This is a genomic window from Kitasatospora sp. NPDC002543 (genome assembly GCF_053594915.1).
The window spans coordinates 47,590-73,477 of sequence record NZ_JBSFWR010000028.1; the positions used below are offsets into that span (position 1 = coordinate 47,590).

Consider the following 25,888-nt stretch of genomic DNA (forward strand, 5'->3'; position numbering starts at 1 on the left):
CGACGCACGAGTTGAGGACCGGGGTTGAGCAAGCTCTCCAAGGCGCCGAAGGCGTCAAAGGATCCTGAGGGGCGGATGGCCCTCGCCGACCACCTGCGGGAACTGCGCAACCGCGTGGTCAAGTCGGTCCTGGCGATCGTGCTGATCACCATCGTGGCGGCGATCTACCACAAGCAGATCGAGGACTTCCTGCTGCAGCCGCTGCCGCGGTGCGAAACCCTGGAGCTGGCCAAGCACTACCACGGCAAGTGCGCCCAGGTCTCCAACATCGGTCTGACCGCCGGTTTCACCTGGATGCTCAAGGTCGCCCTGACGGCGGGCGTGGTCGGGACGGTGCCGATCTGGCTCTACCAGGTCTGGGCCTTCGTGGCGCCGGGCCTGCACAAGCACGAGAAGAAGTACACGGTCGTCTTCCTGATCTGCGGGACGCCGCTCTTCCTGGCCGGTGTGGCCGTGGCCATCCTGGTGCTGCCGACCACGGTCGACGTGCTGCTCTCGTTCACCCCGAACGACACCACGCCGATCCTGCCGCCCGAGGACTACTTCGACATCGCCACCCGGATGGTGCTGGTCTTCGGCCTGGCCTTCGAGTTCCCGCTGCTGCTGGTGATGCTGAACATGGTCGGCGTGGTCACCGGGAAGCGGCTGCTGGGCTGGTGGCGCGGCATGGTCATGGGCATCACGGTGTTCGCGGCCTTCGCCACGCCGAGTGCCGACCCGCTGAGCATGCTGGCGCTGGCCGCGCCGATCTGGGCGCTGTACTTCATCGCGGTGGGGATCGCGATCTTCAACGACAAGCGCAAGGCCCGCCGCAACCCGGACGCCGGGCTGGACGACGAGGAGGCCTCGCACCTGGACCTCTCGGTGCAGCGGGTCGAGGGCGCGGAGTCGGTGAGCGCCTCGGCGGCGCCGACGGCCGGTGCCGCACCGGTGCCGGCGTCCCGCCGCGAGGAGATGGACGACATCACCTGATCCGGCCGAACCGGTGGGTCCCGAGGGAGCCCCGGTCCGCCGCTCTGCCGAGCGGTGGGCCGGGGCTCCCCGGCGTTGCGGCCCTTTCCGCTGGTCGGGGCTCGCCGGGTTTCGGGGGACGGTCTTGGCAGGTCGCATGGCATGTGACATATTACTGACGTGCTGAAGAACGAGAGACCTCCCCTGGACGTCGTCGTGGTCGGCGCCGGTGTGGTCGGCGCCGCCTGCGCCTACTACGCCGCCCGCGCCGGCCTCGCCGTCACCGTGGTGGACCGCGGGCCGGTGGCCGGCGGCACCACCGGCGCGGGCGAGGGCAACCTGCTGGTCTCCGACAAGGAGCCCGGCCCCGAACTCGACCTCGCCCTGCTCAGCACCCGACTCTGGCGCGAACTCGCCGAGCGGCTCGGCCCGGCGATCGAGTACGAGCCCAAGGGCGGCGTGGTGGTCGCCTCCACCGCCGCCGGGCAGGACGCCCTGCGGGCCTTCGCCGCCGGGCAGCGGACCGTCGGGGTCGAGGCCGAGGAAGTGCCCGGCGAGCGGCTGCGCGAGCTGGAGCCGCATCTGGCCGAGGGCCTGGCCGGCGGCTTCCACTACCCGCAGGACGCCCAGGTCCAGCCCGCCCTCGCCGCCGCCCACCTGCTGCGCGAGGCCCGCCGGATGGGCGCCGAGCTGATCACCGGGGAGAGCGTCACCGCCGTCGACCGGGGCCCGGACGGCGCCGTGCGCGGCGTGCGGACCGACCGCCGGAGCCTGGCCGCCGGCGCCGTGGTGAACGCGGCCGGCACCTGGGGCGGCGAACTGGCCGCCCTGGCCGGGGTGCACCTGCCCGTGCTGCCCCGGCGCGGCTTCGTGCTGGTCACCGAGCCGCTGCCGAGGGTCGTCCGGCACAAGGTCTACGCCGCCGACTACGTGGCCAACGTGGCCAGCGGATCGGCCGGGCTGGAGACCTCCGCCGTGATCGAGGGCACCCCGGGCGGCCCGGTGCTGATCGGCGCCAGCCGGGAGCGGGTCGGCTTCGACCGCACGCTCTCCCAGGAGGTGCTGCGCCGGCTCGCCGCCCAGGCCGCCGAACTCTTCCCGGTGCTCGCCGACGTCACCGTGATGCGCACCTACCGGGGCTTCCGCCCGTACCTGCCCGACCACCTGCCGGCCATCGGCGCGGACCCCCGGGTGCCCGGGCTGTACCACGCCTGCGGGCACGAGGGGGCCGGCATCGGGCTGGCCCCGGCGACCGGGCTGCTGATCAGCGAGCAGCTCACCGGCAAGCAGCCGGAGCTGGACCTCGCGCCGTTCCGGGCGGACCGCTTCCCGGCCGAGTGACGGCCCCGCCGCCCGGGCGACCGCCCGCGACCCCCTGAGACCACGTTCTGGATTGGAGAAGCCGACGATGCGCCGCCGCACCCCCGCCCGGCTGGTCGAGGCCGAGCCCGGCCCCGCCCACCACATCGAGTTCGACGGGCGGCCCGTCCCCGCGCTGCCCGGCCAGTCGATCGCCGCCGCGCTCTGGGCCGACGGCGTGCTCGCCTGGCGCACCACCCGGGTCGGCGGCAGGCCGCGCGGGGCGTTCTGCGGGATCGGCGCCTGCTTCGACTGCCTCGCCACCGTGGACGGCCGCCCCAACCAGCGCACCTGCCTGCTGCCCGCCGAGCCCGGCACCACCGTCACCACCCAGGAGGGCCACGGCCGTGCCGACCTCGCCGTCTGAGACCTCCGGGACCACCGGGGCTTCCGAGACCTTCGACCTCGTCGTGGTCGGCGCCGGCCCGGCCGGGCTGGCCGCCGCCGTCACCGCCGCCGACCTCGGGCTGAGCTGCGCCCTGCTGGACGGCGGGCGGAGCACCGGCGGGCAGTACTACCGCCACCCGGCGCCCGGCCTGGGTGCGGCCCGGCCGGACCGGCTGCACCACCACTGGTCCGCCTACACGGCCCTGGCCGACCGGCTCGACGCGCACGAACGCGCCGGGCGGGCCGCCTTCCGGGCCGGGCACCAGGTGTGGGCGCTGGAGCGCGTCGGGGACGGCTTCGCGGTGCACGTCACCCGCGGGCCGGAGAGCACCGACCGGGCCACCGTCCGGTCCCGGTCGGTGCTGCTCGCCACCGGCGCGTACGAGCGGCAGCTGCCGTTCCCCGGCTGGACCCTGCCCGGGGTGGTCACCGCGGGTGGCGCCCAGGCCATGCTCAAGGCCGGGCTGGTGCTGCCCGGGAAGCGGATCGTGGTGGCGGGCAGCGGCCCGCTGCTGCTCGCGGCGGCCTCCTCGCTGGTCACCGCCGGGGCCGAGGTGCCCGCCGTGGTCGAGGCCACCGCCTACCTCGGGTACGCGCGGCGCCCCGGCGTGCTGGCGGGCGTCCCCGGGAAGCTGGTCGAGGGCGCCGGACACGGCGGCGCGCTGCTGCGGCACGGCGTACGGCTGCGCCCGCGCAGCGCGGTGGTCGAGGCGCACGGGACGGACCGGGTCACCGGTGTCACGGTGGCCCGGCTGGACGCCGACTGGCGGCCGGTGCCCGGCACCGGGCGGCGGATCGACTGCGACGCGCTAGCCGTCGGCCACGGCCTGCTGCCGCAGATCGACCTGGCCACCGAGCTGGGCGCGCGGACCGCGACCGGGCCGGACGGCGCGGTCGCGCTGGAGGTCGACGCCCGGCTGCGCACCAGCGTGCCCGGCCTCTGGTCGGCGGGGGAGACCAACGGTGTCGGCGGCGCCGACCTCGCGCTCGCCGAGGGCGAGCTGGCCGCGCACGCGGTGGCCGGGCGGCCGCCCGCACCCGCGCTGCTGCGCCGCCGCTCGCGGCTGCGGGCCTTCGCCGACCTGATGGCCGCCGCCCACCGGCCGGGCCCCGGCTGGACCGGCTGGCTGCGTCCGGACACCGACGTCTGCCGCTGCGAGGAGGTGCCGGTCTCGGCGATCCGGGAGGCGGTCGACGAGCTGGGCGCGGGCGATCCGCGCACCGTCAAGCTGCTCACCCGGGCCGGAATGGGCTGGTGCCAGGGCCGGATGTGCGGTCCGGCCGTGGCCTGCCTGGCCGGCCCGGGTGAGCCGGGGCCGGACCGGCGGCCGCTGGGCTGCCCGGTGCCGCTCTCCCAGCTGGCGGCGGGACCCGCCCCGGACCCGGCGGCGAGGCCCACCCCGGAGGCGTAACGGGTCCCGTCGTCGAAGGGCGGGCCGGGGACCCTTGTCTCCGGCCCGCCCGCTCTAGTAAAATGTCACACCTCATCAAGGAGCTCATGTGTCCACCACCCAGCACGACACCAACCGTCCCTGGCGCGGCATCATGGTCGCCACCACGCTGCCGCTGCGCCCGGACCACTCCGTCGACTACGACGCCTACGCCGAGCACGTCCGCTGGCTGATCGACTCCGGCTGCGAGGGCGTCGTCCCCAACGGCTCGCTGGGCGAGTACCAGACGCTCACCGCCGAGGAGCGCGCCAAGGTCGTCGAGGTCGCCGTCGAGGCGGCCGGCGACGGCTCCCGGGTCATGCCCGGCGTCGCCGCCTACGGCAGCGCCGAGTCCCGCCGCTGGGCCGAGCAGGCCGCCGAGGCCGGCGCCGGCTCCGTCCTGCTGCTCCCGCCGAACGCCTACCGGGCCGACCACGCCTCGGTGCGCGCCCACTACGCCGAGGTCGCCAAGGCCGGCCTGCCGATCGTGGCGTACAACAACCCGATCGACACCAAGGTCGACCTCGTCCCCGCGCTGCTCGCCCAGCTGCACGCCGAGGGCTCGATCGTCGCCGTCAAGGAGTTCAGCGGCGACGTCCGCCGGGCGTACGAGATCGCCGAGCTGGCCCCCGGGCTGGACCTGCTGATCGGCGCCGACGACGTGCTGCTGGAGCTGGCGCTCGCCGGCGCCGTCGGCTGGATCGCCGGCTACCCGAACGCCCTGCCGACCGCCTCCGTGGCGCTCTACGATGCCGCGGTCTCCAAGGACCTGGAGACCGCGCTGCCGCTCTACAAGTCGCTGCACTCGCTGCTGCGCTGGGACTCCAAGACCGAGTTCGTCCAGGCGATCAAGCTCTCCATGGACATCGCCGGGCGCCCCGGCGGCCCGGTGCGCGCCCCGCGCGTGCCGCTCACCCCGGAGATCGAGGCGGCCGTCCGCGCGGCCACCGAGAAGGCGCTGGCCGACGGCCTGGTCTGAGACCCGATCCCGGGCCTCCGGGCCGGCTGCGGCGGCAGCCGGCCCGGCCCACACCACCCATCCGAACCCCCACGGGAGTTGTGACCCATGCGCACCCGTCACGTGTTCCACGCCGTCGACTCGCACACCGAGGGCATGCCGACCCGGGTGATCACCGGCGGCTTCGGCGTCATCCCCGGCGCCACCATGGCGGAGCGCCGGGTGCACTTCCAGCAGAACCTGGACGACTTCCGCACCCTGCTGATGTACGAGCCGCGCGGCCACGCGGCGATGAGCGGCGCCGTCCTCCAGCCGCCGACCCGGCCGGACGCCGACTTCGGCGTGCTCTACATCGAGGTCTCCGGGCTGCTGCCGATGTGCGGGCACGGCACCATCGGGGTCGCGACCGTACTGGTCGAGACCGGGATGGTCCCGGTGGTCGAGCCGGTCACCACCGTGCGGCTGGACACCCCCGCCGGACTGGTGATCGCCGACGTCCACGTCGAGGGCGGCGCCGCCAAGGCGGTGACCATCCGCAACGTGCCCTCCTACTCCGTCGCCCTGGACCGCAAGATCGAGGTGCCCGGCCACGGCACGGTGACCTACGACCTCGCCTACGGCGGCAACTTCTACGCCATCCTGCCGCTCGCCGAGTTCGGGCTGCCCTTCGAGCGCGAGCGCAAGCAGGAGATCCTGGACGCCGGCCTGGCCATGATGGACGCGATCAACGCGAGCCCGGACCGCCCGGTGCACCCGGAGAACCCGTCCATCCACGGCTGCCACCACGTCCAGCTGCTCGCCCCCGGCTCCACCGCCGAGCACTCCCGGCACGCGATGGCCATCCACCCCGGCTGGTTCGACCGCTCGCCCTGCGGCACCGGCACCTCGGCGCGGATGGCCCAGCTGCACGCGCGCGGCGAACTGCCGCTCGGACGGGACTTCCGCAACGACTCCTTCATCGGGACCACCTTCACCGGGCGGCTGGTCGAGGAGACCGAGGTGGCCGGACGGCCCGCGGTCGTGCCCACCGTCACCGGACGGGCCTGGATCACCGGCACCGCCCAGTACTTCCTCGACCCGAGCGACCCGTTCCCGGCGGGCTTCCTGCTCTGACCCCACCGGGACCCCACCGACCTCCTTCGTCCCCGTACCTCCCCCGAAGGGCTGCTGGCCGTGACCATCACCTCGTACAACCCCGCCGACCCGGACGACCTCGTGGTCGCCGTCGAGGAGCCCGGCGCCGATGCCGTGCGGGCCGCCGTCGGGCGGGCCCGGGCGGCCCAGGGCGACTGGCTCGCCGCAGGGGCGGGCGCCCGGTCGGCGGCGCTCGGCCGGATCGCGGACGCCGTGGAGGCGCACGCCCACGAGCTGGCCGCGCTGATCGTGCGCGAGGTCGGCAAGCCGCTCGCCGAGGCGCTCGGCGAGGTCGCCCGCACGGCGGCGATCTGGCGCTACTACGCGCAGGCACCGTACGCGCCCTCCGGAGCGGTGCACGAGACCGCCGCCGGCCCCGGGCTGCTGCTCACCCGGCGCCGCCCGTACGGGGTCGCCGGGCTGATCGCGCCGTGGAACTTCCCGCTGGCGATCCCGACCTGGAAGGCCGCGCCCGCGCTCGCCGTCGGCAACACGGTGGTGCTCAAGCCGGCGCCCGAGGCGACGGCCTGCGCGCTGCGGCTGGCGGAGCTGGCCGGGCTGCCCGAGGACGTCTTCACCGTGCTGCCCGGCGGGGCGGAGGAGGGCGCGGCGCTGGTCGACGCCGCGGACGTGGTCTCCTTCACCGGCTCGACCGGCGTCGGCCGGGCCGTGGTGCGGGCCGCGACCGAGCGCGGGGTGCCGGTGCAGGCCGAACTCGGCGGGCTGAACGCCGCGCTGGTGCTGCCGGACGCCGACATCGCGCAGGCCGCCGGGCACATCGCCGCGGCCGTCGCCGGGTACGCCGGGCAGAAGTGCACCGCCACCAGCCGGGTGATCGCGGTCGGCGCCGCGTACGAGCCGCTGCGCGAGGCGCTGGTCAAGGCGCTGGCGGCGGTCGACGACGCGGTCTGCGGGCCGGTGATCAACGCCGCGGCCCGGGACCGGCTGACCGGAGCCGTCTCCTCGGCCGTCGAGGCCGGGGCCACCGTCCTGACGGGCGGGCGGGTGCCCGAGCGGGCCGGCTGGTACGTCGAGCCGACCCTGCTCACCGAGGTGCCGGCCGAACACCCGCTGGCGCGCGAGGAGTTCTTCGGCCCGATCGCCGTGCTGCACGCCGTCGCCGACCTGGACGAGGCCGTCGCGCTCGCCAACGACACCCCGCACAGCCTCTCCACCTCGGTGCACACCCGCAGCCTGGACGTGGCGCTGGCCGCCGCCGACCGGCTCGACGCGGGCATGATCCGGGTCAACGCCCCGTCCAGCGGCGTCGACTTCCACCTGCCCTTCGGCGGGACCAAGGGCGCGAGCCACGGCGAGCGCGAGCAGGGCCAGGCGGCCTTGGACTTCTACACCGTCAGCCGGACCGTCAGCGTGCTGCCGGGAGGTGTCGCCTGATGTTCGTCCGCACCGTCGACTACCACACGGCCGGCGAGCCGTTCCGGATCGTGCTGGACGGCGTACCGCCGATCCCCGGCGACACCGTCGCCGAGCGCCGTGCCATCGCGCTCGGCGCGGGCGGCAGCGCCACCGCGCCCCGGCCCAGCGCGCTCGACGACGTCCGGCAGCTGCTCAGCCGGGAGCCGCGCGGCCACGCCGGGATGTACGGCGGCTTCCTGGTGCCGCCGGACGACGACGAGGCGCACCTGGGCGTGCTGTTCTGGCACAAGGACGGCTACTCCACCGCCTGCGGGCACGGCACCATCGCGCTCGGCGCCTGGGCGGTGGACTCCGGACTGGTCACGGCCCCCGCCGACGGCGTGGCCCGGGTGCGGATCGACGTGCCCTCCGGCCGGGTGACCGCCCTGGTGCACCGGGCCGGCGGCCGGACCACCGGGGTGACCTTCCGCAACGTGCCCAGCCGGGTGACGGCGCTGAAGCTCCCGGTGGAGACCTCGCACGGCACCGTGGAGGTCGCCGTCGCGCACTCCGGCGCCTGCTACGCCTCGGTGTCCGCGGCCGCCCTCGGGCTCTCCGTGGAGACCGGCCGGCTGCCCGAACTCACCGCCGTGGGGCGGGAGATCAGGGCCGCCCTGGCCGGATCGGAGGCGGTCGCGCACCCGACGGACGCCCGGCTGTCCGGCGTGTACGGGGTCATCCTGTACGACGAACTCCCCCCGGTGGACGGCGTACTGAACCAGCGCAACGTCACCGTCTTCGCGGACGGGCAGATCGACCGCTCGCCCTGCGGCTCCGGCACCTCCGCCCGGCTCGCGGTGCTCGCCGCCGAGGGGCGGCTGGCCCCCGGCGAGCCGCTGCGGCACGAGTCGGTCATCGGGACGGTCTTCAGCGGACGGGTCCTCGCGGGCGGCGACCCGCTGGGCGAGGGCGTGGTCACCGAGGTCGGCGGAACGGCCCACCGCACCGGCGAGCACGGCTTCGTCCTGGAGCCGGGCGACGAGCTGGGAGCGGGGTTCCTGCTGTGAGCGCCGCCGCCGTGAGTTCGACCGCCGCGAGCGCGGCCGCGGGGAGCCCGGCCGCCGCGAGTTCCACCACCGAGAGCCCGATCGCACCGCCCGGCACGGCTGTTGTGCCGCTCCAGTACGCCGTGGCGGGCACCGGCGGGGTCGGGCCCGCCGGTGCGGTGGGGGCGATCGAGCGGGTGCTGCTGGACGGGTTCGACCCGGAGGCGGCACCCGCACGGTCGGCCGTGCCCGTGCCCGCCGGCGAGCTGCTGCTGATGCCGGCCGCCGCCGGGCCGTACGCGGGCGTGAAGATCGCCGGGGTCGCGCCCGCCAACCCGGAGCGGGGGCTGCCCCGGATCACCGGCAGCTACCTGCTGCTGGACGGGCCCACCCTGCAGCCGCTCGCCCTGCTGGACGGGGCCGCGCTCACCGCGCTGCGCACCCCCGCCGTCACCGCGGCCGCGCTGCGCCGGCTGGCGGTGCCGGAGGCCGAGCACCTGGTGCTGTTCGGCTCCGGGCCGCAGGCGTACGGGCACCTGGACGCGCTGATGGCCGTCCGGCCGCTGCGCCGGCTCACCGTGGTGGCACGCGACCCCGGCCGGGCCGGCGCGCTCGCCGAGTACGGCCGGGGCCTCGGGCTGACGGCCGAGGTCGGCGACCGGCGCGCGGTGCGCGAGGCGGACCTGGTGGTCTGCTGCACCACGGCGCGCACCCCGCTGTTCGACGGCGCGCTGGTGCCCGCCCACGCGGCGGTCGCGGCGGTCGGCTCGCACGAGCCGGACGCGCGGGAGGTGGACGAGCTGCTGGTCCAGCGGGCCGAGCTCTACGTCGAGGCGCGCGCGGTCGCGGCCCGGGAGGCCGGGGACCTGCTGATGGCGGGTGTGGCCGGGCGGCAGCTGTGGAACCTCGCCGAGCTGGTGCGCGGCGACGCCCTGGTGCCGGACGGGCGGCCGCGGTTCTTCAAGAGCGTCGGGATGGCCTGGCAGGACCTGGCCGTCGCGGCGGAGGTGTACCGGCGGCAGTAGTGGCGCGGCGGGCGCTCAGTCGCCCAGGAGCACGAGCCGGCTGCCCGGGGTGGCGGCGCAGTCCGCGAGCAGGTCGCGCAGCTCGCGGACCGCGGCCCGCTGCTCCTCGGTGGTGCAGCGGGCGAGCAGGGCGGTGGCCTCCTCGAAGACCGCGCCGGCGTCCCGCTCGTCGAACAGGGTGTCCCCGTAGGGGTCGATCCGGCCGAGCCGGTGGCGGACGGGATCGGTGTGCCGGGCCAGGGCGTCGTCGAGGGCCGCCCCGGGGCTCGACAGGCGCAGCATCCTGGCGCCGGTGCGGCGGCCGCCGGCCGAGTGGCCGTCGTACAGCGCGATGTCGATCGACACGTCGTAACTCCTGGTCGTGATCGGGAGTTGTGGAACCGGAGCCGGCGCAGCGGGAAGGGATCCCCCGCTGCGCCGGCTCCTCACGTTTTCCGGCTGCGCCCTCCGGTGGCGGCTTCCGGTGCCGCGCGGGTCAGGCCCGGTCGTCGGCGTAGGCGGTGAGCAGCCGGGCCAGGTGCTTGCCGGTGACCAGCAGCGGCTGTTCGCTGCGGGCGACCTGGGCGGCGAGCTCGGCGCCCTCCAGGGTGCTGATCACGGTGCCGGCCAGTTCGCGGGCGTCCTGCTCGCCGATGCCGGCGGCGAGCAGCCGTTCCGTCACCACGGCCCGCCAGTTGGCGAAGGCCTCGGCCACCGCCTCCTCGATCACCGGCACCCGGCCGACCGTCTCCAGGGCGGTGCTGGTGATGGGGCAGCCGTCCTGCCAGTCGGAGGCGCGCAGTTCGGTGGCGAGCAGCCGGGTGCAGGCGGTCATCGCCTCGCCGAGGTCCGGCGAGGAGCCGAGCCCGGTGCGCAGCATGACGGCGAACTCCTCGTCCCCGTGCCGGATCGCCTCGGCGGCCAACTCCTGCTTGCCGCCCGGGAAGAAGTGGTAGACGGAGCCGAGGGTGGCCTCGGCCTCGCGGGAGATCTGCTTGATCCCGGTGCCCTCGTACCCCTGGCGCTGCAGCAGCCGGGAGGTGGCCCGGACGATCCGCTCGCGGGTGCCGGCTTTCGCCCCGGCCTGGGGGGAGGTCTTCTCGGGCGCGTTCACGGCGCGATCCTAGCCGAGATTCTGAGTAGAGCGTTCGTTCCAGTCCTGTGCTAGCGTCGGCCCCGGCGCTCTAAATAGAGCGTTCGTTCCAGAGGAGGGGAAAGCGCATGTCCGTGGAGCAGTCGAAGCGGTCCGTGACGGTGATCGGGCTCGGCCCGATGGGGCGGGCCATGGCCGGGGCGTACCTGGACGCCGGGTACGCCGTCACGGTGTGGAACCGCACACCCGGGCGGGCCGGCGAGCTCCTCGCCCGGGGCGCGCGGGAGGCGCCCAGCGCCCGGGCGGCGGTGGAGGCGAACGAACTGGTGGTGCTCAGCCTCACCGACTACGACGCGGTGTTCGAGGTGCTGGAGGCGGTCGAGCCGGCGCTGGAGGGGAAGGTGATCGCGAACCTCAGCTCGGACACCCCCGCCCGGGCCCGCGAGGCCGCCCGCCGGCTGGCCGAGCACGGCGCCGCGCAGCTGACCGGCGGGGTGCAGGTGCCGCCGTCCGGCATCGGCGACCCCGCGTCGTCCACCTTCTACAGCGGCCCGGTCGAGCTGTTCCAGCGCCACCGCGCCGCGCTGGAGGTGCTCACCGGGGCCGACTACCGGGGCGACGACCCCGGGCTGGCGCAGCTGTACTACCAGATCCAGATGGACCTGTTCTGGTCCTCGATGGTCGGCTACCTGCACGCCACGGCGATCGCCGAGGCCAACGGCATCACGGCCGAGGAGTTCCTGCCGTACCTGAGCTCGACCGCCGCCTCGATGCCCGGCTTCCAGGCGTTCTACGCGCCGCGGATCACCGGCGGGGACCACCGCGGGGACGTCGACCGGCTGGCGATGGCGCTGGCCGGCATCGAGCACGTCCGGCACACCGCGGAGGACTCCGGGGTCGACGGCGCGCTGCCGGCCGTTCTCGCGGAGGCGGTCCGGCGGGGCGTCGAGGACGGGTTCGGCGCGGCCAGCCTCACCGTGCTGGTGGGGCGGTTCCGCCGGGAGTAGCCGTGTGTGCGGGCCGCGGGGGCCCGAAGATCGTGTGCCGTCGGCCGTTGTCACGGCCGACGGCCGCTGTCACCATGGCTTTCTGCGTCAGGAGGGGCCGGCGCGGCGGGTGTTCGAATCGCTGGCTGTTGCGCACGCAACGTAACGTGACATTGTACGCTGGTGTTCTGCACCCACCCGGAGGAACACCATGGCCGACCTCAAGTCCCGCACCCTGATCTCCGTACAGGAGCGGCTTCGCGACCAGGTCGCGCACGCACTCCGGGCGGCCCTGATCTCCGGCGAACTGCGCCCCGGCGTGGTCTACTCCGCCCCCGCGCTCGCCGCCGACTTCGGCGTCTCCGCCACCCCGGTCCGCGAGGCCATGCTCGACCTCGCCCGCGAGGGCCTCGTCGAGGCCGTCCGCAACAAGGGCTTCCGGGTCACCGAACTGACCGACCGGGACCTCGACGACTTCACCGAGATCCGCGCCCTGATCGAGGTCCCGACCGTCGGCCGGGTGGCGGTCACCGCCACCCGGGAACAGCTGGAACGGCTGCGCCCGCAGGCTGAGGCGATCGTCGCGGCGGCCCGCAAGCACGACCTGATCGGCTACCTGGAGGCCGACCGCCAGTTCCACCTGGACCTCCTGGGCCTGGCCGGCAACACCCGGCTGGTCGAGGTGGTCGGCGACCTGCGCAAGCGCTCCCGGCTGTACGGCCTCAACCGGCTCGACGAGCGCGGCGAGCTGGTCTCCTCGGCGGAGGAGCACCTGGAGCTGCTGGACCTGCTGCTCGCCGGCGACGCGGCCGGCGCCGAGGCCTGCATGACCCGGCACCTCAGCCACGTCCGCTCGCTCTGGGCCGGCGAGGAGAAGCCCGCCGAGCCGGAGCCCTCGGCCCTGCGGCTGCGGTCCGGCCGGGGCTAAACCGCTCGTTCGGGTGAAGACTGAGGATCGGGCGCCGAAAGGCGTGCCGGTTCTACGATGATGCTCTCGACATCGGCAGCCAGGAGGAAATCCATGTCCGCCGCAGCAGTGGAAGAGCCCATGGAGCAGCCGACGCTGCTCGAAGCCGCTGAGCTGATCTCCAACCAGTTCACCGGGCACCGGGTCGAGATCGTCGGGAGCCAGATCACCGTGACGCCGCCGCCGAACGCTTCGCACAGCAAGTCGCTGAGCCGCCTGATGCGCGTGCTGTTCCAGGCCGGCCTCGATGGAGGCGGGACCGAAGTCCTTCAGGGCATCGGGATCTGGCTGCCGGATGGGCCGTCGGACTATGCGATTCCCGATCTGGCGGTTGTCGACGCCGATATCGACGATCACCTGATCGAGTACAACTGCTACGACCCGGCCGTCTTCCGGCTCGTTCTGGAAGTCACCTCGTCCAACCACAGCGATGACCTGAAGAGGAAGCCTTTCGTCTACGCGTCTGCAGGCGTGCCCGTCTACGTGATCGTGGATCGCGCGAATCAGCGAGTCATGGTGCTCACCGACCCGCGGGACGGCGAGTACCGGGTGCACGCCGTCCACCACCCCGGGCAGTCCTTCACCCTGCCGGAGTCGATCGGCGCCGCTGTGACGCTTTCGGTGGACGACGTGCTCATCGCCAAGAAGTAGCTCACACCGCCGCCGCCGGCAGGGTCAGCCTGCCGTCGTGGACCTCGGCGATCTGGTCGACGGCCGTCAGGTGGGTGCGGTCGTGGGTGACCAGCACGGTGGCGGTGGCCCGGCGGTGGGTGAGGTCGGTGATCAGGTCGAGGACGGCGGCGCCGCGCTCGTGGTCGAGGGCGCTGGTGGGCTCGTCCACCAGGAGCACCGTCGGGTCGTTCATCAGCGCGCGGGCGATGTTGACCCGCTGGCGCTGGCCGCCGGAGAGCTGGTGCGGGCGGCGGGCGGCCTGGTCGCGCAGGCCCACGGCGTCCAGGAGCTCCAGGGCGCGGGGCAGGGCCGTGCGCGGGGCGCGGCCGTCGAGGTGGGCCATCACCTGCAGCTGCTCCACCGCGGTGAGCGAGGGCAGCAGGTTGGCCTGCTGGAAGACGATGCCGATCTTCGAGCGGCGCAGCGCGGTGAGCTCCGCCCGGCCGAGGCCCGTGGTGTCGGTGCCGTCGACGACCACCTGCCCGGAGTCCGGGGTGATCAGGGTGGCGGCGACCGCCAGCAGGCTGGACTTGCCGGAGCCGGAGGGGCCGACGACGGCGGTGAGCGAGCCCTTGGGGACGGTCAGCGAGACCTCGTCCAGGGCGGTGAGCCGGCCGTCGCCGTCCGGGTAGGTCAGCGTGATGCGGTCGAGGGTCAAGCTCATCGGACACTCCCCAGGGCGGTCAGCGGGTCGACGGAGGTGATCCGCCGGATGGACAGGGCCGCGCCGATCGCGCCGAGGGCGATCATGACGGCGGCGGGCAGCAGGACGGTCGGGGCGTCCAGGACGAAGGGGACGGCGGAGCCGATCAGCGCGCCGAAGCCGGCGGCGACCGCGGTGCCCAGCAGGGTGCCGAGCACCAGCAGCAGGACGGCCTGGCCGAGGGCGTCGCGCAGCAGGTAGCGGGTGGAGGCGCCGAGGGCCTTGAGGACGGCGATGTCGCCGCTGCGCTGGATCGTCCAGACCGTGAAGAACGCGCCGATCACCAGGGCGGAGATGGCGAACAGGAAGCCGCGCATCAGCTGGAGCGAGCCGTTCTCCGAGGTGTAGGAGCCGATCGCGGCGAGGGCGTCGTCGCGGGTGCGGGTCTCGGTGCCGTGGCGGTCGTCGGCGCCGGCGAGGTCGGCGCCCTTCGCCGTGTCGAGCGCGATGACGGTGGCGTGGCCGGCGCCGCCGGGGGCGGCCAGCTGCCAGTCGGCGAGGGTGGTCCAGATGACCGGGGTGTGGCTGTACGCGGCGTCGCCCTCGACGGCGGCGACCTTCAGCGGGTGCCCGGCGAGGGTGAAGTCGGCGCCGGGGGCGAGGCCGCCCAGATTCTCGGCGGCGCTCCTGGACAGCACGGCCTGGCCGGGGGCGACCCGGGTGCCCTTCGGGGCGAGCCCGGAGCCGTCCGGGACGCCGAAGGCGGAGAGCGCGGCGGTGCGCTGGCCGGCGGCGGCCTTGGTGGTGGTGATGCCGAGCGGCTGGGCGGAGGTGACGCCGGGCTCGCGCGCCCAGGCCTGCCACTGCTCGGGGGTGACCTGGGAGTCGGTGAAGGAGAGCTTCTGCCCGTCGGCGGGCTTGCCGAACACCAGGTGGTCGGCGGGCAGGCCGGTGATGGCGGAGATGTTCTGCCGGCCGAGCCCGGCGGTCAGCCCGGACAGCAGGCCGACCAGTACGGTGATCAGCACGATGACGGTTCCCATCAGGGCGAACCGCCCCTTGGCGAACCTCAGGTCCCTCCAGGCGACGAACACGACGGGCCTTCCTCTGCGGGGGGTTCTCTCGACCCTTCCACCGTCCCCGACGGGAGGGGACCGGGGCATCGCGCCGGGGATTGCATCCTGGGCATCAAAGGGGAGACGCGGAGTTCAACCTTTTGATTGATGCCGGGCCCGGGGTGCCGACTTACGCTGGACGGATGGCGACCGAACGATCCAGAACCACCCCCGTCGCCCGCGTCCTCCAGGTCTGCCTGCACCTGCTCGTGGCGGGCCTGCTCGCGCTCGCCGTCGCCCGGGCCGTCTTCGTCGACCGGGGCGGCGATCCGGCCGCCGTCGCCGCCGCGGCCACCGCGATGGCGGCCGTCTACACCGTCGGGCCGCAGCTGGCCGCCGTGCGCCGCTCGCGCCGGGCGGCCGCGCTCTGGCTGGCGCTGCTCGGCATCACCTGGGCGGGCGTGCTGATCGCCACCCAGGACGGGGTCTGGCTGGCCTTCCCGCTGTACTTCCTGGAACTGCACCTGCTGGGGCGGCGCGGCGGGCTCGTCGCCGTCGGGCTGACCGCGGCCGCCTCGATCACCGCGTGGTCCTGGCACCAGCACAGTTTCGGCTTCGCCGCCTCGATCGGTCCGGCGCTCGGCGCGGCCGTGGCCACCGCCACCGTGCTCGGCTACCAGGCGCTGTACCGGGAGAGCGAGGAACGCCGCCGGCTGATCGACGAGCTGACCGCGGCCCGCGCCGACGCCGCCGCCGCGCACCACGCGGCCGGGGTGCTGGCCGAGCGCGAGCGGCTCGCCCGGGAGATCCACGACACCCTCGCGCAGAGCCTCAGCTCCATCCAGCTGCTGCTGCGGGCCGCCCAACGGGCCCTGCCGGAGCGCACCGAGGCCGCCGCCGGCTACGTCGAGCAGGCGCGGCAGGCCGCCCAGGACAACCTGGACGAGGCCCGCCGGTTCGTCCGGGCGCTCACCCCGCCCGCGCTGGACGGCGATCCGCTGCCCGTCGCGCTGGAGCGGCTCTGCGCGACCACGACGGCGCACGGCGCGCTGCCCGTCCACCTGCACGTGTCCGGCGATCCGGTCCGGCTGCCGCCCGCGCAGGAGGTCGCGCTGCTGCGCATCGCGCAGTCGGCGCTCGGCAACACCATCCGGCACTCGGGCGCCACCCGGGCCGAGGTGACACTCAGCTACATGGAGGGCGAGGTGGCGTTGGACGTGGTCGACGACGGGGCCGGGTTCGACCCGGTGGCGGTCGCGGGCCGCACCGGCGAGGAGGGCGGGTTCGGGCTGCCCTCGATGCGGGCCCGGGCCCGGGCGCTCGGCGGCAGCTTCACGGTGGAGTCGTCGCCCGGGCAGGGCGCGGCGGTGGCGGTACAGCTGCCGGTCGCCCCGGAGGCGGGCCAGTGATCCGGCTGCTCATCGCGGACGACCACCCGGTGGTGCGGGCCGGGCTGCGGGCGGTGCTGGAGTGCGAACCGGACTTCGCCATCGTGGCGGAGGCGGCCACCGCCGAGCGGGCCGTCGAGCTGGCCGCGGAGCCGGGCGTGGACGTGGTGCTGATGGACCTCCAGTTCGGGCCGGCGGCGGCGATGAACGGGGCGCAGGCCACCGCGGCGATCACCGCCCGGGCGGGCGCGCCGCGGGTGCTGGTGGTCACCACGTACGACAGCGACGCGGACACCCTGCCGGCCCTGGAGGCCGGCGCCACCGGCTACCTGCTGAAGGACGCGCCGCCGGAGGAGCTGGCCCAGGCCGTACGGGCCGCCGCGGCGGGCCGCAGCGCCCTGGCGCCCAGCGTGGCGGACCGGCTGCTGGAACGGATGCGGACACCGGCGGCGGCGCTCAGCGCCCGGGAGACGGAGGTACTGGGACTGGTCGCGGACGGGCTGACCAACCAGCGGATCAGCCAGCGGCTGCACCTGAGCCAGGCCACGGTGAAGTCCCATCTGGTGCACATCTACGCCAAGTTGGGGGTGGACTCGCGCACGGCGGCGGTGCGCGAGGCGCGCGGGCGGGGGTTGATCCGCTGAGCGTAGGCTGGGGGCCGTCCGTACCCGCGGCAGTGTGAGGAGCGCCCGATGGCCGTCCGTCCCGACGAGCTCGCCGTACCCGTGATCGGCGCCCCGATGGCGGGCGGGCCCTCGACACCCGAGCTGGTGGCGGCGGTGAACCGGGCCGGCGGGCTGGGGTTCCTGGCCGCCGGGATGAAGACCGCCGCCGGGATGGCCGAGCAGATCGCCGCGGTGCGGGAGGCCTCCGACCGGCCGTTCGGGGTGAATCTGTTCGTGCCGGGCCCGCCCGCGGACCGGGCGGCCGTCGCCGCCTACCGGGAGCGGCTGCGGCCCGAGGCCGAGCGGTGGGACGTGACGCTGCCGGAGGAGGCCGGGCCGGACCGCGACGACTGGTACGCCAAGTTCGCCGCGCTGCTCGCGGACCCGGTGCCGGTGGTCTCGTACACCTTCGGGCTGCCGACGGCCGAGGAGGCGGCGGCGCTGCGGTCGGTCGGCACCACCCAGGTCGGCACCGTCACCACGCCCGAGGAGGCGCGGGCGGCGGAGGCGGTCGGGATGGACGTGCTGTGCGTGCAGGGCCCGGAGGCGGGCGGCCACCGCGGCACCCACCGGGCGGCGGACCGCCCGGGCGAGCTGCCGCTGCTCCAACTGCTGCCCGCCGTACGGGAGGTGACGGCGCTGCCGCTGGTCGCCGCGGGCGGGATCGGGGACGGCACGGCCGTCGCCGCCGCGCTGCGGGCGGGGGCGGTGGCGGTGCAGCTGGGCACGGCGCTGCTGCGGTCGGACGAGTCCGGCGCCTCGGCGGCCCACCGGGCGGCGCTCGTCGAGCTCCCGGAGACGGCCGTCACCCGCGCCTTCACCGGCCGCCCGGCCCGCGGCCTGCGCAACGCCTTCATGGACCGCTACGGCCGCTACGCCCCGTCCGCCTACCCCGAGGTGAACCGCCTCACCACCCCCCTGCGCGCCGCCGCCGCCCGCCACGGCGACACCTCCGCCATGCACCTGTGGGCCGGCACGGCCCACCTGCTGGCCCGTACGGGCCCCGCGGAGCAGATCGTCGCGGAGCTCTGGCAGGCGGCGCGGCGGTAGCGCCCCCGGCGCGCGGGCTGACGGGTGTCGTCCCCGCAGGGGTGGAAGGACAAGGGAGAAGTGAGTATGAAGGGCCGCAGTTGGACCGAGGTGCGGGCTGAGGCGCAGCGGATCAACCCACAGTTGGCCTCGCCGGAGGCGGAGGCCGGCCGGGCCCGGATCCGTGAGGAGAGCCTGGCCCGGATCCGCGGCCACGAGCTGGCCGAGATGCGGAAGGCGGCCGGCCTCACCCAGAAGGAGGTGGCGGCGCTGATGGGCGTGAGCCAGGCGCGGGTGTCGCAGATCGAGCACGGGCAGGTGGACAGCCTGGAGAACCTGCGGGCGTACTCGGCGGCGATCGGCGGCGAGGTCGAGGTGACGGTACGACGGGGGGAGCGGACGGTCAAGGTGGCCTGACCGTCCGCTCCCGGCGGTGGCCTCAGCCGAGCAGGCCGGCCATCCAGGACTCGACGGCGGCCGCCTCGCGGGGGAGGGCGCCGGACATCAGGTGGGCGCCGTCGGCGGTGATGACCAGGTCGTCCTCGATGCGGATGCCGAGGCCGCGGAGTTCGGCGGGGAGGGTCTCGTCGTCGGGCTGGAGGTAGAGGCCGGGTTCGACGGTGAGGACCATGCCCTCCTCCAGGGTGCCGTCGAGGTAGCGGTCGGCGCGGGACTTGGCGCAGTCGTGGTAGTCGAGGCCGAGCATGTGGCCGCTGCCGCAGAGGGTGTAGCGGCGGTACAGGCCGTTGTCCTCGGCGAGGGCCTCCTCGGCGGAGACGGGCAGCACGCCCCAGTCGGCGAGGCCCTCGGCGATGACCCGCATGGCGGCGCGGTGGAAGTCGCGGAACCGCGCGCCCGGGCGCAGGGTGGCGATGCCGGCGCTCTGGGCGGCGAGGACGAGGTCGTAGGCCTGGCGCTGGACGGGGGTGAAGGTGCCGCTGAGCGGCAGGGTGCGGGTGATGTCGGCGGCGTAGAGGGTGTCGGTCTCGACGCCGGCGTCCAGCAGCAGCAGGGCGTCGGGGTCGAGGGCGCCGTCGTTGCGGATCCAGTGCAGCACGCAGGCGTGGGCGCCGGAGGCGGCGATGGTGGTGTAGGAGGTGCCGTTGCCCTCGGCGCGGGCGCGCAGGTCGAAGACGCCCTCGATCCAGCGTTCGCCGCGGTGGTGGCGCAGCGCGGTGGGCAGGGCGCGGACGACGTCCTCGAAGCCGGTGGTGGTGTGGTCGACGGCGAGCTGGAGCTGGCCGACCTCCCATTCGTCCTTGACCAGGCGCAGTTCGGAGAGGACGGCGGCCAGTTCGCCGTCCCGGTGGTCGCCGTTCGGCCGCCCGGTGGCCTCGTCGACCAGCGGGTCGGTGCCGGCCAGGACCCGGGTGGGCGGCTGGGGTCCGGTGAGGAGCTTGCCGAGGTCGTCGAGGTGTTCGGTGCGGACCCCGGTGAGCCGGGCCGCCTCGGCGAGGTCGGGGCGGGAGCCGACCCAGAACTCGCCGTAGCGGCGGTCGCGGTAGAACTCGCCGCCGTCGCGCGGGGAGCGGGGGCGCAGGTACAGGACGGGCTCGTGGCCCTCGGGGCCGGCGGGTTCGAGGACGAGGACGTGGTCGGCCTGGTCCTCGCCGGTGAGGCCGGTGAGCCAGACGTACGCGCTGTGCGGGCGGAAGCGGTAGTCGAGGTCGTTGCAGCGGACCTTGAGCCGGCCGGCCGGGACGATCAGCCGCTCGCCGGGGAAGGCGGCGGAGAGCCGGGTGCGGCGGCCGGGGAAGTGGTCGTGGCCGGGGACGCGCCGGTCGGCGGGGAGCGGGGTGGCGGCCCAGCTGGTGGCCATGAACGAGGCGAGTGCGGGGGAGACCGGGAGGTCGTGGCTCCCGGTGTTGAGGCCGGTCGGGGGAAGGGTCACCGGTGAACTCCTTGGCGGGGCTGGGGAGATGCTGGCACGGACACAGCTCGGTAACGGCAGCCGTCACCTCTTGTGCAGTGCAATTTCACATTACTATGTTACGGGTCACACAGCGCAGCCGGCCAGGTCGGACGATCAGGCCCCCCACAGCGGAGTTGCACATGACCAGGCGCACCCACGCCGCCCTCGCGGCGGCCCTCGCGGCGACCCTCACCCTCGGCCTCGGGGCCTGCTCGAACGACAAGAGCGACAGCGGCTCCGACGCCGCGCCCGCCGACAGCAAGGGCCCGGGCGCGGCGTCCGGCTCGATCATCGGAGGCACTCCGGCCAAGGGTGGCACCCTCAACATCCTGACCAACCAGGACTTCGCCCACCTCGACCCGGCCCGCAACTGGGTCGTGCCGCACATGGACTTCGGCACCCGGCTCATCTACCGGACCCTGACCACCTTCAAGTCCGAGCCGGGCGCGGCCGGCAGCGAGATCGTCCCGGACCTCGCCACCGACCTGGGCAAGTCCTCCGAGGGCGGCAAGGTGTGGACCTTCACCCTCAAGGACGGCCTCAAGTACGAGGACGGCTCGCCGATCAAGTCCGCCGACATCAAGTACAACGTCGAGCGGTCGTTCTCCCCGGACCTCACCGGCGGCCCCGACTACGCGATCCAGTACCTGGCGGACGGCGAGAACTACAAGGGCCCGCTGAACGGCGAGCACCTGTCGAGCATCGAGACGCCGGACGACAAGACGATCGTCTTCCACCTGAAGCGCCCGGTCGCCGAGTTCTCCGACACCGTCACCCTGCCGACCTTCGCCCCGGTGCCGCAGTCCCAGGAGAAGGGCACCCAGTACGACGCCCGGCCGTTCTCCTCCGGCCCGTACAAGATCGAGACCTACGACCGCGGCAAGCAGCTGGTGCTGGTCCGCAACGACAACTGGGACCCGGCCACGGACACCGTCCGCAAGGCGTACCCGGACAAGGTCGTGGTCACCCAGGGCATCAAGGGCGGCCAGGCCGACGACCGGATCATCGCCAGTGACGGCGCCGACGCCAACGCCATCAACATGCCGTGGATGCAGCACGAGACCGTCGCCAAGGTGCTGCCCAAGGCGGACGTCAAGGCCCGCATGGTCGCCGAGCAGACCGGCTGTACCGACATGCTCTACCTGAACACCGCCAAGGCCCCCTTCGACGACCCGAAGGTGCGCGAGGCGATGATGTGGGCGGTCGACCGCGACGCCCAGGTGACCGCTTTCGGCGGCCCCGCGATGACCGACGCGGCGACCTCCTTCCTGCCGCCCTCGCTGACCGGCGGCGTCAAGTCCGACCCGCTGAAGATCCCGGTCAACGGCGACCAGGAAAAGGCCAAGAAGATGCTCCAGGAGGCGGGCAAGAGCGACCTCAAGGTCTCGCTCACCGTCTCGACCGGCGACAAGACCCGCGCCGAGGCGATCCAGCAGTCGCTGTCCAAGGCCGGCGTCCAGGTCACCGTGAACACCGTCGACGCGTCCGCCTTCGCCGACACCGTCGGCGACATCAAGAACGCCCCCGAGCTGACGCTCAACGGCTGGTGCCCCGACTACCCCTCCGGCGCGACGTTCCTGCCGTTCCTCTTCGACGGCCGCACCATCAAGGAGAAGGGCAACCAGGGCAACTACAGCCAGTTCAAGGACCAGGCCACGATGGACCGGATGGACCAGATCGCGGCCATGACGAACGTCGACGAGGCGAACAAGGCCTGGAAGCAGCTGGACGAGGACCTGATGAAGAAGGCCCCGGCCGTCCCGCTGCTCTGGCAGCGGCGCCCGCTGCTGGTCGGCACCAACGTGGCCGGCGCGTTCGGCAACTCGGGCTTCGCCGGCATGATCGACCTGGCCACGGTCGGCCTCAAGGACCCCGCCAAGGGCAAGTGAGGGACCGGCAGCCATGAGTACCACCACTGAGCCCGCCGCCGTGGCCGACGCCACGGCGGGGGGCGCCAAGAAGAGTGCCGGGCGCGGGCCCTGGCGGCTGGTCTGGGACCAGCTGTGGGCCAAGGGCTCGGCCCGGTTCGGGCTGATCACCGTCGGCGTGCTGGTCCTGGTCACCGCGCTGGCCGGGCCGCTCGGCTCGCTCGGCGGCTGGAGCCCCGAGGAGTTCGACAAGCGCTCGCTCGACCCGTACCTGGGCGGCCTGCCCAAGGGGGACTTCGGCGGCATCAGCGCCCGGCACTGGCTGGGCGTCGAACCGCTCACCGGCCGCGACCTGTTCGCCCGGGTGCTGCACGGCGGGCAGGTCTCCCTGCTGATCGCCTTCACCGCGACGGCCGTCGTCGTGCTCGTCGGCACCCTGGCCGGCATCGCGGCGGGCTACTTCGGCGGGCGCGTCGACACCCTGCTGTCCCGGCTGATGGACCTCACGATGTCCTTCCCCTCGCTGATCTTCATGATCGCGATGATGTCGGTGGCCAAGGACGTCAACCGGATCCTGCTGATCACCCTGGTGATCGGGCTGTTCACCTGGCCCGGCATCGCCCGGGTGGTGCGCGGGCAGACCCTCTCGCTCAAGCACCGCGAGTACGTCGAGGCCGCCAAGGTCGGCGGGGCGCGCTCCTGGCGCATCCTCACCCGGGAGATCCTGCCGAACGTCTCCGGCCCGATCATCGCCTACACCACCCTGCTCGTCCCCGGCATGATCGCCACCGAGGCCGCGCTCAGCTACCTCGGCGTGGGCGTCCGCCCGCCGACCGCGTCCTGGGGCCAGATGATCGCCGAGAGCATCGTGCACTACGAGACCGACCCGACCTACTTCCTGATCCCGACCGCCTTCCTGTTCGTCGCCGTGCTCGCGTTCACCCTGCTCGGGGACGCGCTGCGGGACATCCTCGACCCCCGGGGAGGCCGGTCGTGATCCTCTACCTCGGCCGCCGGCTGCTCGGCGTGGTGGGCATCCTGCTCGCCATCTGCGCCATCACCTTCACCATCTTCTACCTGCTGCCCAACGACCCGGCCGCGGCCGCCTGCGGCAAGACCTGCAGCCCCGAGCGGCTCGCCGACGTCAAGGCCGCGATGGGCCTGGACAAGCCGGTCTGGGACCAGTTCCTCGCCTACCTCGGCGGCATCTTCGCCGGCCGCGACTACGGCACCGGCCCCAGCGCCGTGCACTGCGGCTTCCCCTGCCTCGGCTACTCCTACGAGTACGGACTGCCGGTGTGGGACCTGCTCACCGACCGCCTGCCGGTCTCCGTCTCGCTGGCGCTCGGCGCGGCCGTGCTCTGGCTGGTCCTCGGCCTCGGCGCGGGCGTCACCTCGGCGCTGCGCAAGGGCCGGCCGGTCGACAAGGCGCTGATGGTGCTGTCCGTCGGCACCGCCTCGCTGCCGGTCTACTTCACCTCGATCATGCTGATCTGGGGCGTCGTCAGGACCGCGGGCCTGCTGCCCTACCCGGCGTACCACAAGTTCGCCGACGGCCCCTTCGAGTGGGCCTCCAACCTGCTGCTGCCGTGGATCGCGCTGGCCCTGCTGTACGCGGCGATGTACGCCCGGCAGAGCCGCAACTCGATGATCGAGACGATGGCCGAGCCGTACATCCGCACCGCCCGGGCCAAAGGCCTGCCGTCGCGGACGGTCACCGTCAAGCACGGGCTGCGCTCCGGGATGACGCCGATCCTGACCATCTTCGGGATGGACCTCGGCGGGCTGCTGGCCGGCGCCGTCATCACCGAGTCGATCTTCGGCCTGCCCGGTGTCGGCCGGCTGTTCTACGACGGCCTGGCCCGTTCCGACCAGCCCGTCATCCTCGGCGTCACCCTGCTCGCGGCGTTCTTCATCGTCGCGGCGAACCTGCTGGTCGACCTGCTGTACGCGTTCGTCGACCCGAGAGTGAGGTACTGATGGCCGAGCTGTTGGAGGTCGAGGACCTCAAGGTCTCCTTCGACACCCCGCGCGGCACCGTCCGGGCGGTGGACGGGATCTCCTTCACCGTCGAGGCCGGGCGCACCCTCGGGCTGGTCGGCGAGTCGGGCAGCGGGAAGTCCGTCACCTCGCTCGCCGTCATGGGCCTGCACCGCGGCGCCACCGTCACCGGCTCGATCCGGCTGAACGGCCAGGAGCTGGCCGGCCTGGGGGAGCGGGAGCTGGGCACCGTCCGGGGCCGCCGGATCGCGATGATCTTCCAGGACCCGCTGTCCAGCCTGCACCCCTTCTACACCGTCGGGGAGCAGATCGCCGAGCACTACCGGGTGCACTTCAAGGCGAACCGCAAGGCCGGCCGGGCCCGGGCGGTGGAGATGCTGGCCGAGGTCGGCATCCCGGAGCCGGCCCGCCGGGTCGACGAGTACCCGCACCAGTTCTCCGGCGGCATGCGCCAGCGCGTCATGATCGCCATGGCGCTCGCCTGCGAGCCCGACCTGCTGATCGCCGACGAGCCCACCACGGCGCTCGACGTCACCGTCCAGGCCCAGATCCTCGACCTGATCGCCCGGATCCAGCAGGAGCGCGGCCTCGGCGTCGTGATGATCACCCACGACCTCGGCGTGGTCGCCCGGGTCGCCCACGAGGTACTGGTCATGTACGGCGGCCGGGCCGCCGAACAGGCCCCGGTGGACCGGCTGTTCCGGCAGCCCGCGCACCCGTACACCCGCGGCCTGCTGGACTCCCTGCCGCGCCTGGACGACACCGACGACGCCCCGCTGCGGGCCATCCCCGGCAGCCCGCCGTCGCTGATCGCCCCCGCCCCGGGCTGCTCCTTCGCCCCGCGCTGCGCCCGCACCACCGCGGCGTCCGCCGAGGAGCGCGCCCGCTGCCTGGCCGAGCGCCCCCCGCTCGACCTGCTCGCCCCCGGCCACCAGGCCGCCTGCCACCTGCCGCTGGTGCCGGAAGGGGTGCTCCGATGACCGAACCCTTGCTCTCCGTACGGGACCTGGTGAAGACCTTCCCCGGCCGGCGCGGCCGCACCGGGCGCCCCGGCGCGCCGATCCGGGCCGTCGACGGCGTGAGCTTCGACGTCGGCGCGGGCGAGACGCTCGGCCTGGTCGGCGAGTCCGGCTGCGGCAAGTCCACCACCGGGCGGATGATCGTCCGGCTGCTCGACCCGACCTCGGGCACCGTCACCTTCGACGGCACCGAGATCGGCGGGCTCTCCCAGGCCCGGCTGCGCCCGCACCGGCGCGACCTCCAGATGGTCTTCCAGGACCCGTACTCCTCGCTCAACCCCCGGCAGACGGTGGCCCGGATCATCTCCGAGCCGCTGCTCGTCCAGGGCGAGAGTGCGGCGGCCGCGCGCAAGCGGGCGGCCGAGCTGATGGAGCTGGTCGGGCTGATCCCCGAGCACCTCGACCGCTACCCGCACGAGTTCTCCGGCGGCCAGGCCCAGCGCATCGGCATCGCCCGCTCGCTGGCCACCTCGCCGCGGCTGGTGATCGCCGACGAACCGGTCTCCGCGCTGGACGTCTCGATCCAGGCCCAGGTGGTCAACCTGATGGAGCGGCTCCAGCAGGAGCTGGGGCTGGCGTACGTGTTCATCGCGCACGACCTCTCGGTGGTCAAGCGGGTCTGCGACCGGGTCGCGGTGATGTACCTGGGCCGGATCGTGGAGATCGGCGACAAGGCCGAGGTGTACGGCAACCCCGCGCACCCGTACACCAAGGCGCTGCTGTCCGCCGTCCCGCTGCCCGACCCGGAGGCGGAGCGCGAACGGGAGCGGATCGTGCTGCTCGGCGACCCGCCGAGCCCGGCCGACCCGCCGCCCGGCTGCACCTTCCACCCGCGCTGCCCCAAGGCCCAGGACCTGTGCCGGACGGAACGGCCGCTGCTGAGGATCGCCGGACCCGGCGAGCGTCAGGCGGCCTGTCACTTCCCGGAGGCCTGAGCCACCCGAGCCCCCGGTCGGACGCGGCGG

The 25,888-nt window shown here is 74.1% G+C and carries 26 protein-coding genes; 21 read left to right on the forward strand and 5 right to left on the reverse strand.

The genetic code is table 11. From position 1 onward, the window contains the following. Window positions 1-75: 75 nt before the first annotated feature. The 9 genes from tatC to ACWD4P_RS14970 all read left to right on the forward strand — a co-directional run bounded on the left by tatC (window position 76) and on the right by ACWD4P_RS14970 (window position 9,646). On the forward strand, window positions 76-972 hold the full coding sequence (gene tatC / locus ACWD4P_RS14930; protein ID WP_359819859.1) for a twin-arginine translocase subunit TatC: 897 nt from the start codon (window positions 76-78) through the stop codon (window positions 970-972). A gap of 159 nt (window positions 973-1,131) precedes the next feature. Next, a complete protein-coding gene (locus ACWD4P_RS14935) occupies window positions 1,132-2,292 on the forward strand; it encodes an NAD(P)/FAD-dependent oxidoreductase (RefSeq protein ID WP_359819862.1) in 1,161 nt (386 codons plus the stop codon). Window positions 2,293-2,359: 67 nt separating this feature from the next. Beyond that, on the forward strand, window positions 2,360-2,677 hold the full coding sequence (locus ACWD4P_RS14940) for a (2Fe-2S)-binding protein (protein WP_449779871.1): 318 nt from the start codon (window positions 2,360-2,362) through the stop codon (window positions 2,675-2,677). Then, entirely contained in the window at window positions 2,658-4,109 is a 1,452-nt protein-coding gene (locus ACWD4P_RS14945) for an FAD/NAD(P)-dependent oxidoreductase (RefSeq protein WP_449779872.1), read from the forward strand. The genes ACWD4P_RS14940 and ACWD4P_RS14945 overlap by 20 nt, the downstream gene beginning before the upstream one ends. Window positions 4,110-4,242: 133 nt before the next feature. Beyond that, complete coding sequence (locus ACWD4P_RS14950; protein WP_449779888.1) at window positions 4,243-5,106, forward strand: dihydrodipicolinate synthase family protein; 864 nt, start codon at window positions 4,243-4,245, stop codon at window positions 5,104-5,106. 87 nt (window positions 5,107-5,193) lie between these two features. Next, entirely contained in the window at window positions 5,194-6,198 is a 1,005-nt protein-coding gene (locus tag ACWD4P_RS14955; protein ID WP_359830736.1) for a proline racemase family protein, read from the forward strand. A 60-nt stretch (window positions 6,199-6,258) separates the two neighbouring features. Then, window positions 6,259-7,614, forward strand: coding sequence for an aldehyde dehydrogenase family protein (locus ACWD4P_RS14960; RefSeq protein WP_359830738.1), 1,356 nt, complete (start codon window positions 6,259-6,261; stop codon window positions 7,612-7,614). Continuing rightward, window positions 7,614-8,642 (forward strand): proline racemase family protein, encoded by a 1,029-nt coding sequence (locus ACWD4P_RS14965; RefSeq protein ID WP_449779873.1) that lies wholly within the window; start codon window positions 7,614-7,616, stop codon window positions 8,640-8,642. Before ACWD4P_RS14960 ends, ACWD4P_RS14965 begins: the two co-directional genes overlap by 1 nt. Before the next feature lie 11 nt (window positions 8,643-8,653). Continuing rightward, window positions 8,654-9,646, forward strand: a complete 993-nt coding sequence (locus tag ACWD4P_RS14970; RefSeq protein ID WP_449779874.1) for an ornithine cyclodeaminase family protein — start codon at window positions 8,654-8,656, stop codon at window positions 9,644-9,646. A 15-nt stretch (window positions 9,647-9,661) separates the two neighbouring features. Here the strand turns inward: ACWD4P_RS14970 and ACWD4P_RS14975 are convergent, their stop codons facing one another. After that, the gene (locus ACWD4P_RS14975; RefSeq protein WP_449779875.1) at window positions 9,662-9,991 is read right to left on the reverse strand and encodes a hypothetical protein; all 330 of its coding nucleotides are present in this window, start codon (window positions 9,989-9,991) and stop codon (window positions 9,662-9,664) included. Between the two features lie 130 nt (window positions 9,992-10,121). Then, complete coding sequence (locus ACWD4P_RS14980; RefSeq protein ID WP_359823171.1) at window positions 10,122-10,739, reverse strand: TetR/AcrR family transcriptional regulator; 618 nt, start codon at window positions 10,737-10,739, stop codon at window positions 10,122-10,124. A gap of 107 nt (window positions 10,740-10,846) precedes the next feature. On the opposite strand from ACWD4P_RS14980, the gene ACWD4P_RS14985 reads away from it, so the two are divergent. The 3 genes from ACWD4P_RS14985 to ACWD4P_RS14995 all read left to right on the forward strand — a co-directional run bounded on the left by ACWD4P_RS14985 (window position 10,847) and on the right by ACWD4P_RS14995 (window position 13,322). Continuing rightward, window positions 10,847-11,725, forward strand: a complete 879-nt coding sequence (locus tag ACWD4P_RS14985; RefSeq protein WP_449779876.1) for an NAD(P)-dependent oxidoreductase — start codon at window positions 10,847-10,849, stop codon at window positions 11,723-11,725. A gap of 190 nt (window positions 11,726-11,915) precedes the next feature. After that, window positions 11,916-12,632, forward strand: a complete 717-nt coding sequence (locus ACWD4P_RS14990; RefSeq protein WP_359823166.1) for a GntR family transcriptional regulator — start codon at window positions 11,916-11,918, stop codon at window positions 12,630-12,632. A gap of 93 nt (window positions 12,633-12,725) precedes the next feature. Then, the gene (locus ACWD4P_RS14995) at window positions 12,726-13,322 is read left to right on the forward strand and encodes a Uma2 family endonuclease (RefSeq protein ID WP_449779877.1); all 597 of its coding nucleotides are present in this window, start codon (window positions 12,726-12,728) and stop codon (window positions 13,320-13,322) included. Window position 13,323: 1 nt separating this feature from the next. Here the strand turns inward: ACWD4P_RS14995 and ACWD4P_RS15000 are convergent, their stop codons facing one another. After that, on the reverse strand, window positions 13,324-14,007 hold the full coding sequence (locus ACWD4P_RS15000) for an ABC transporter ATP-binding protein (RefSeq protein ID WP_359823160.1): 684 nt from the start codon (window positions 14,005-14,007) through the stop codon (window positions 13,324-13,326). Continuing rightward, window positions 14,004-15,080 (reverse strand): ABC transporter permease, encoded by a 1,077-nt coding sequence (locus ACWD4P_RS15005; RefSeq protein WP_449779878.1) that lies wholly within the window; start codon window positions 15,078-15,080, stop codon window positions 14,004-14,006. Before ACWD4P_RS15005 ends, ACWD4P_RS15000 begins: the two co-directional genes overlap by 4 nt. A 164-nt stretch (window positions 15,081-15,244) precedes the next feature. Between ACWD4P_RS15005 and ACWD4P_RS15010 the strand changes: the two genes are divergently transcribed. The 4 genes from ACWD4P_RS15010 to ACWD4P_RS15025 all read left to right on the forward strand — a co-directional run bounded on the left by ACWD4P_RS15010 (window position 15,245) and on the right by ACWD4P_RS15025 (window position 18,540). Beyond that, complete coding sequence (locus ACWD4P_RS15010) at window positions 15,245-16,450, forward strand: sensor histidine kinase (protein ID WP_449779879.1); 1,206 nt, start codon at window positions 15,245-15,247, stop codon at window positions 16,448-16,450. Next, complete coding sequence (locus ACWD4P_RS15015; RefSeq protein ID WP_359823153.1) at window positions 16,447-17,073, forward strand: response regulator transcription factor; 627 nt, start codon at window positions 16,447-16,449, stop codon at window positions 17,071-17,073. The genes ACWD4P_RS15010 and ACWD4P_RS15015 overlap by 4 nt, the downstream gene beginning before the upstream one ends. Before the next feature lie 48 nt (window positions 17,074-17,121). Beyond that, on the forward strand, window positions 17,122-18,144 hold the full coding sequence (locus ACWD4P_RS15020; protein WP_449779880.1) for a nitronate monooxygenase: 1,023 nt from the start codon (window positions 17,122-17,124) through the stop codon (window positions 18,142-18,144). 66 nt (window positions 18,145-18,210) lie between these two features. Continuing rightward, on the forward strand, window positions 18,211-18,540 hold the full coding sequence (locus tag ACWD4P_RS15025; protein WP_449779881.1) for a helix-turn-helix domain-containing protein: 330 nt from the start codon (window positions 18,211-18,213) through the stop codon (window positions 18,538-18,540). A 22-nt stretch (window positions 18,541-18,562) separates the two neighbouring features. Here the strand turns inward: ACWD4P_RS15025 and ACWD4P_RS15030 are convergent, their stop codons facing one another. Next, window positions 18,563-20,014 carry an aminopeptidase P family protein gene (locus ACWD4P_RS15030; RefSeq protein WP_359823147.1) on the reverse strand — a complete coding sequence of 484 codons (1,452 nt, stop codon included), beginning with the start codon at window positions 20,012-20,014 and terminating at the stop codon, window positions 18,563-18,565. A 161-nt stretch (window positions 20,015-20,175) separates the two neighbouring features. Here ACWD4P_RS15030 and ACWD4P_RS15035 point away from each other — a divergent pair, with 161 nt between their 5' ends. From ACWD4P_RS15035 to ACWD4P_RS15055, 5 genes are read left to right on the forward strand one after another with little or no spacing between them, the layout of a single operon-like run. After that, a complete protein-coding gene (locus ACWD4P_RS15035) occupies window positions 20,176-21,924 on the forward strand; it encodes an ABC transporter substrate-binding protein (RefSeq protein ID WP_359823144.1) in 1,749 nt (582 codons plus the stop codon). A gap of 13 nt (window positions 21,925-21,937) precedes the next feature. Next, the gene (locus ACWD4P_RS15040) at window positions 21,938-22,900 is read left to right on the forward strand and encodes an ABC transporter permease (protein WP_355258409.1); all 963 of its coding nucleotides are present in this window, start codon (window positions 21,938-21,940) and stop codon (window positions 22,898-22,900) included. Continuing rightward, window positions 22,897-23,883 (forward strand): ABC transporter permease, encoded by a 987-nt coding sequence (locus tag ACWD4P_RS15045; RefSeq protein WP_359823142.1) that lies wholly within the window; start codon window positions 22,897-22,899, stop codon window positions 23,881-23,883. Before ACWD4P_RS15040 ends, ACWD4P_RS15045 begins: the two co-directional genes overlap by 4 nt. Continuing rightward, window positions 23,883-24,884 carry an ABC transporter ATP-binding protein gene (locus ACWD4P_RS15050; protein WP_359823140.1) on the forward strand — a complete coding sequence of 334 codons (1,002 nt, stop codon included), beginning with the start codon at window positions 23,883-23,885 and terminating at the stop codon, window positions 24,882-24,884. The genes ACWD4P_RS15045 and ACWD4P_RS15050 overlap by 1 nt, the downstream gene beginning before the upstream one ends. Next, window positions 24,881-25,858: an ABC transporter ATP-binding protein gene (locus tag ACWD4P_RS15055; protein ID WP_359823138.1), complete on the forward strand. Its 978-nt coding sequence runs from the start codon at window positions 24,881-24,883 to the stop codon at window positions 25,856-25,858. The genes ACWD4P_RS15050 and ACWD4P_RS15055 overlap by 4 nt, the downstream gene beginning before the upstream one ends. Window positions 25,859-25,888: the final 30 nt, after the last annotated feature.

What these genes read in the sequence shown, in the direction of transcription:
- ACWD4P_RS15000 (WP_359823160.1), bottom strand. Translation starts at nt 14,007, where the DNA reads ATGAGCTTGACCCTCGACCGCATCACGCTGACCTACCCGGACGGCGAC.
- tatC (WP_359819859.1), top strand. Translation starts at nt 76, where the DNA reads ATGGCCCTCGCCGACCACCTGCGGGAACTGCGCAACCGCGTGGTCAAG.
- ACWD4P_RS15035 (WP_359823144.1), top strand. Translation starts at nt 20,176, where the DNA reads ATGACCAGGCGCACCCACGCCGCCCTCGCGGCGGCCCTCGCGGCGACC.
- ACWD4P_RS14950 (WP_449779888.1), top strand. Translation starts at nt 4,243, where the DNA reads ATGGTCGCCACCACGCTGCCGCTGCGCCCGGACCACTCCGTCGACTAC.
- ACWD4P_RS15020 (WP_449779880.1), top strand. Translation starts at nt 17,122, where the DNA reads ATGGCCGTCCGTCCCGACGAGCTCGCCGTACCCGTGATCGGCGCCCCG.
- ACWD4P_RS14995 (WP_449779877.1), top strand. Translation starts at nt 12,726, where the DNA reads ATGTCCGCCGCAGCAGTGGAAGAGCCCATGGAGCAGCCGACGCTGCTC.
- ACWD4P_RS14955 (WP_359830736.1), top strand. Translation starts at nt 5,194, where the DNA reads ATGCGCACCCGTCACGTGTTCCACGCCGTCGACTCGCACACCGAGGGC.
- ACWD4P_RS14940 (WP_449779871.1), top strand. Translation starts at nt 2,360, where the DNA reads ATGCGCCGCCGCACCCCCGCCCGGCTGGTCGAGGCCGAGCCCGGCCCC.
- ACWD4P_RS14965 (WP_449779873.1), top strand. Translation starts at nt 7,614, where the DNA reads ATGTTCGTCCGCACCGTCGACTACCACACGGCCGGCGAGCCGTTCCGG.
- ACWD4P_RS15040 (WP_355258409.1), top strand. Translation starts at nt 21,938, where the DNA reads ATGAGTACCACCACTGAGCCCGCCGCCGTGGCCGACGCCACGGCGGGG.
- ACWD4P_RS15010 (WP_449779879.1), top strand. Translation starts at nt 15,245, where the DNA reads ATGGCGACCGAACGATCCAGAACCACCCCCGTCGCCCGCGTCCTCCAG.
- ACWD4P_RS15025 (WP_449779881.1), top strand. Translation starts at nt 18,211, where the DNA reads ATGAAGGGCCGCAGTTGGACCGAGGTGCGGGCTGAGGCGCAGCGGATC.
- ACWD4P_RS15050 (WP_359823140.1), top strand. Translation starts at nt 23,883, where the DNA reads ATGGCCGAGCTGTTGGAGGTCGAGGACCTCAAGGTCTCCTTCGACACC.
- ACWD4P_RS15055 (WP_359823138.1), top strand. Translation starts at nt 24,881, where the DNA reads ATGACCGAACCCTTGCTCTCCGTACGGGACCTGGTGAAGACCTTCCCC.
- ACWD4P_RS14985 (WP_449779876.1), top strand. Translation starts at nt 10,847, where the DNA reads ATGTCCGTGGAGCAGTCGAAGCGGTCCGTGACGGTGATCGGGCTCGGC.
- ACWD4P_RS14990 (WP_359823166.1), top strand. Translation starts at nt 11,916, where the DNA reads ATGGCCGACCTCAAGTCCCGCACCCTGATCTCCGTACAGGAGCGGCTT.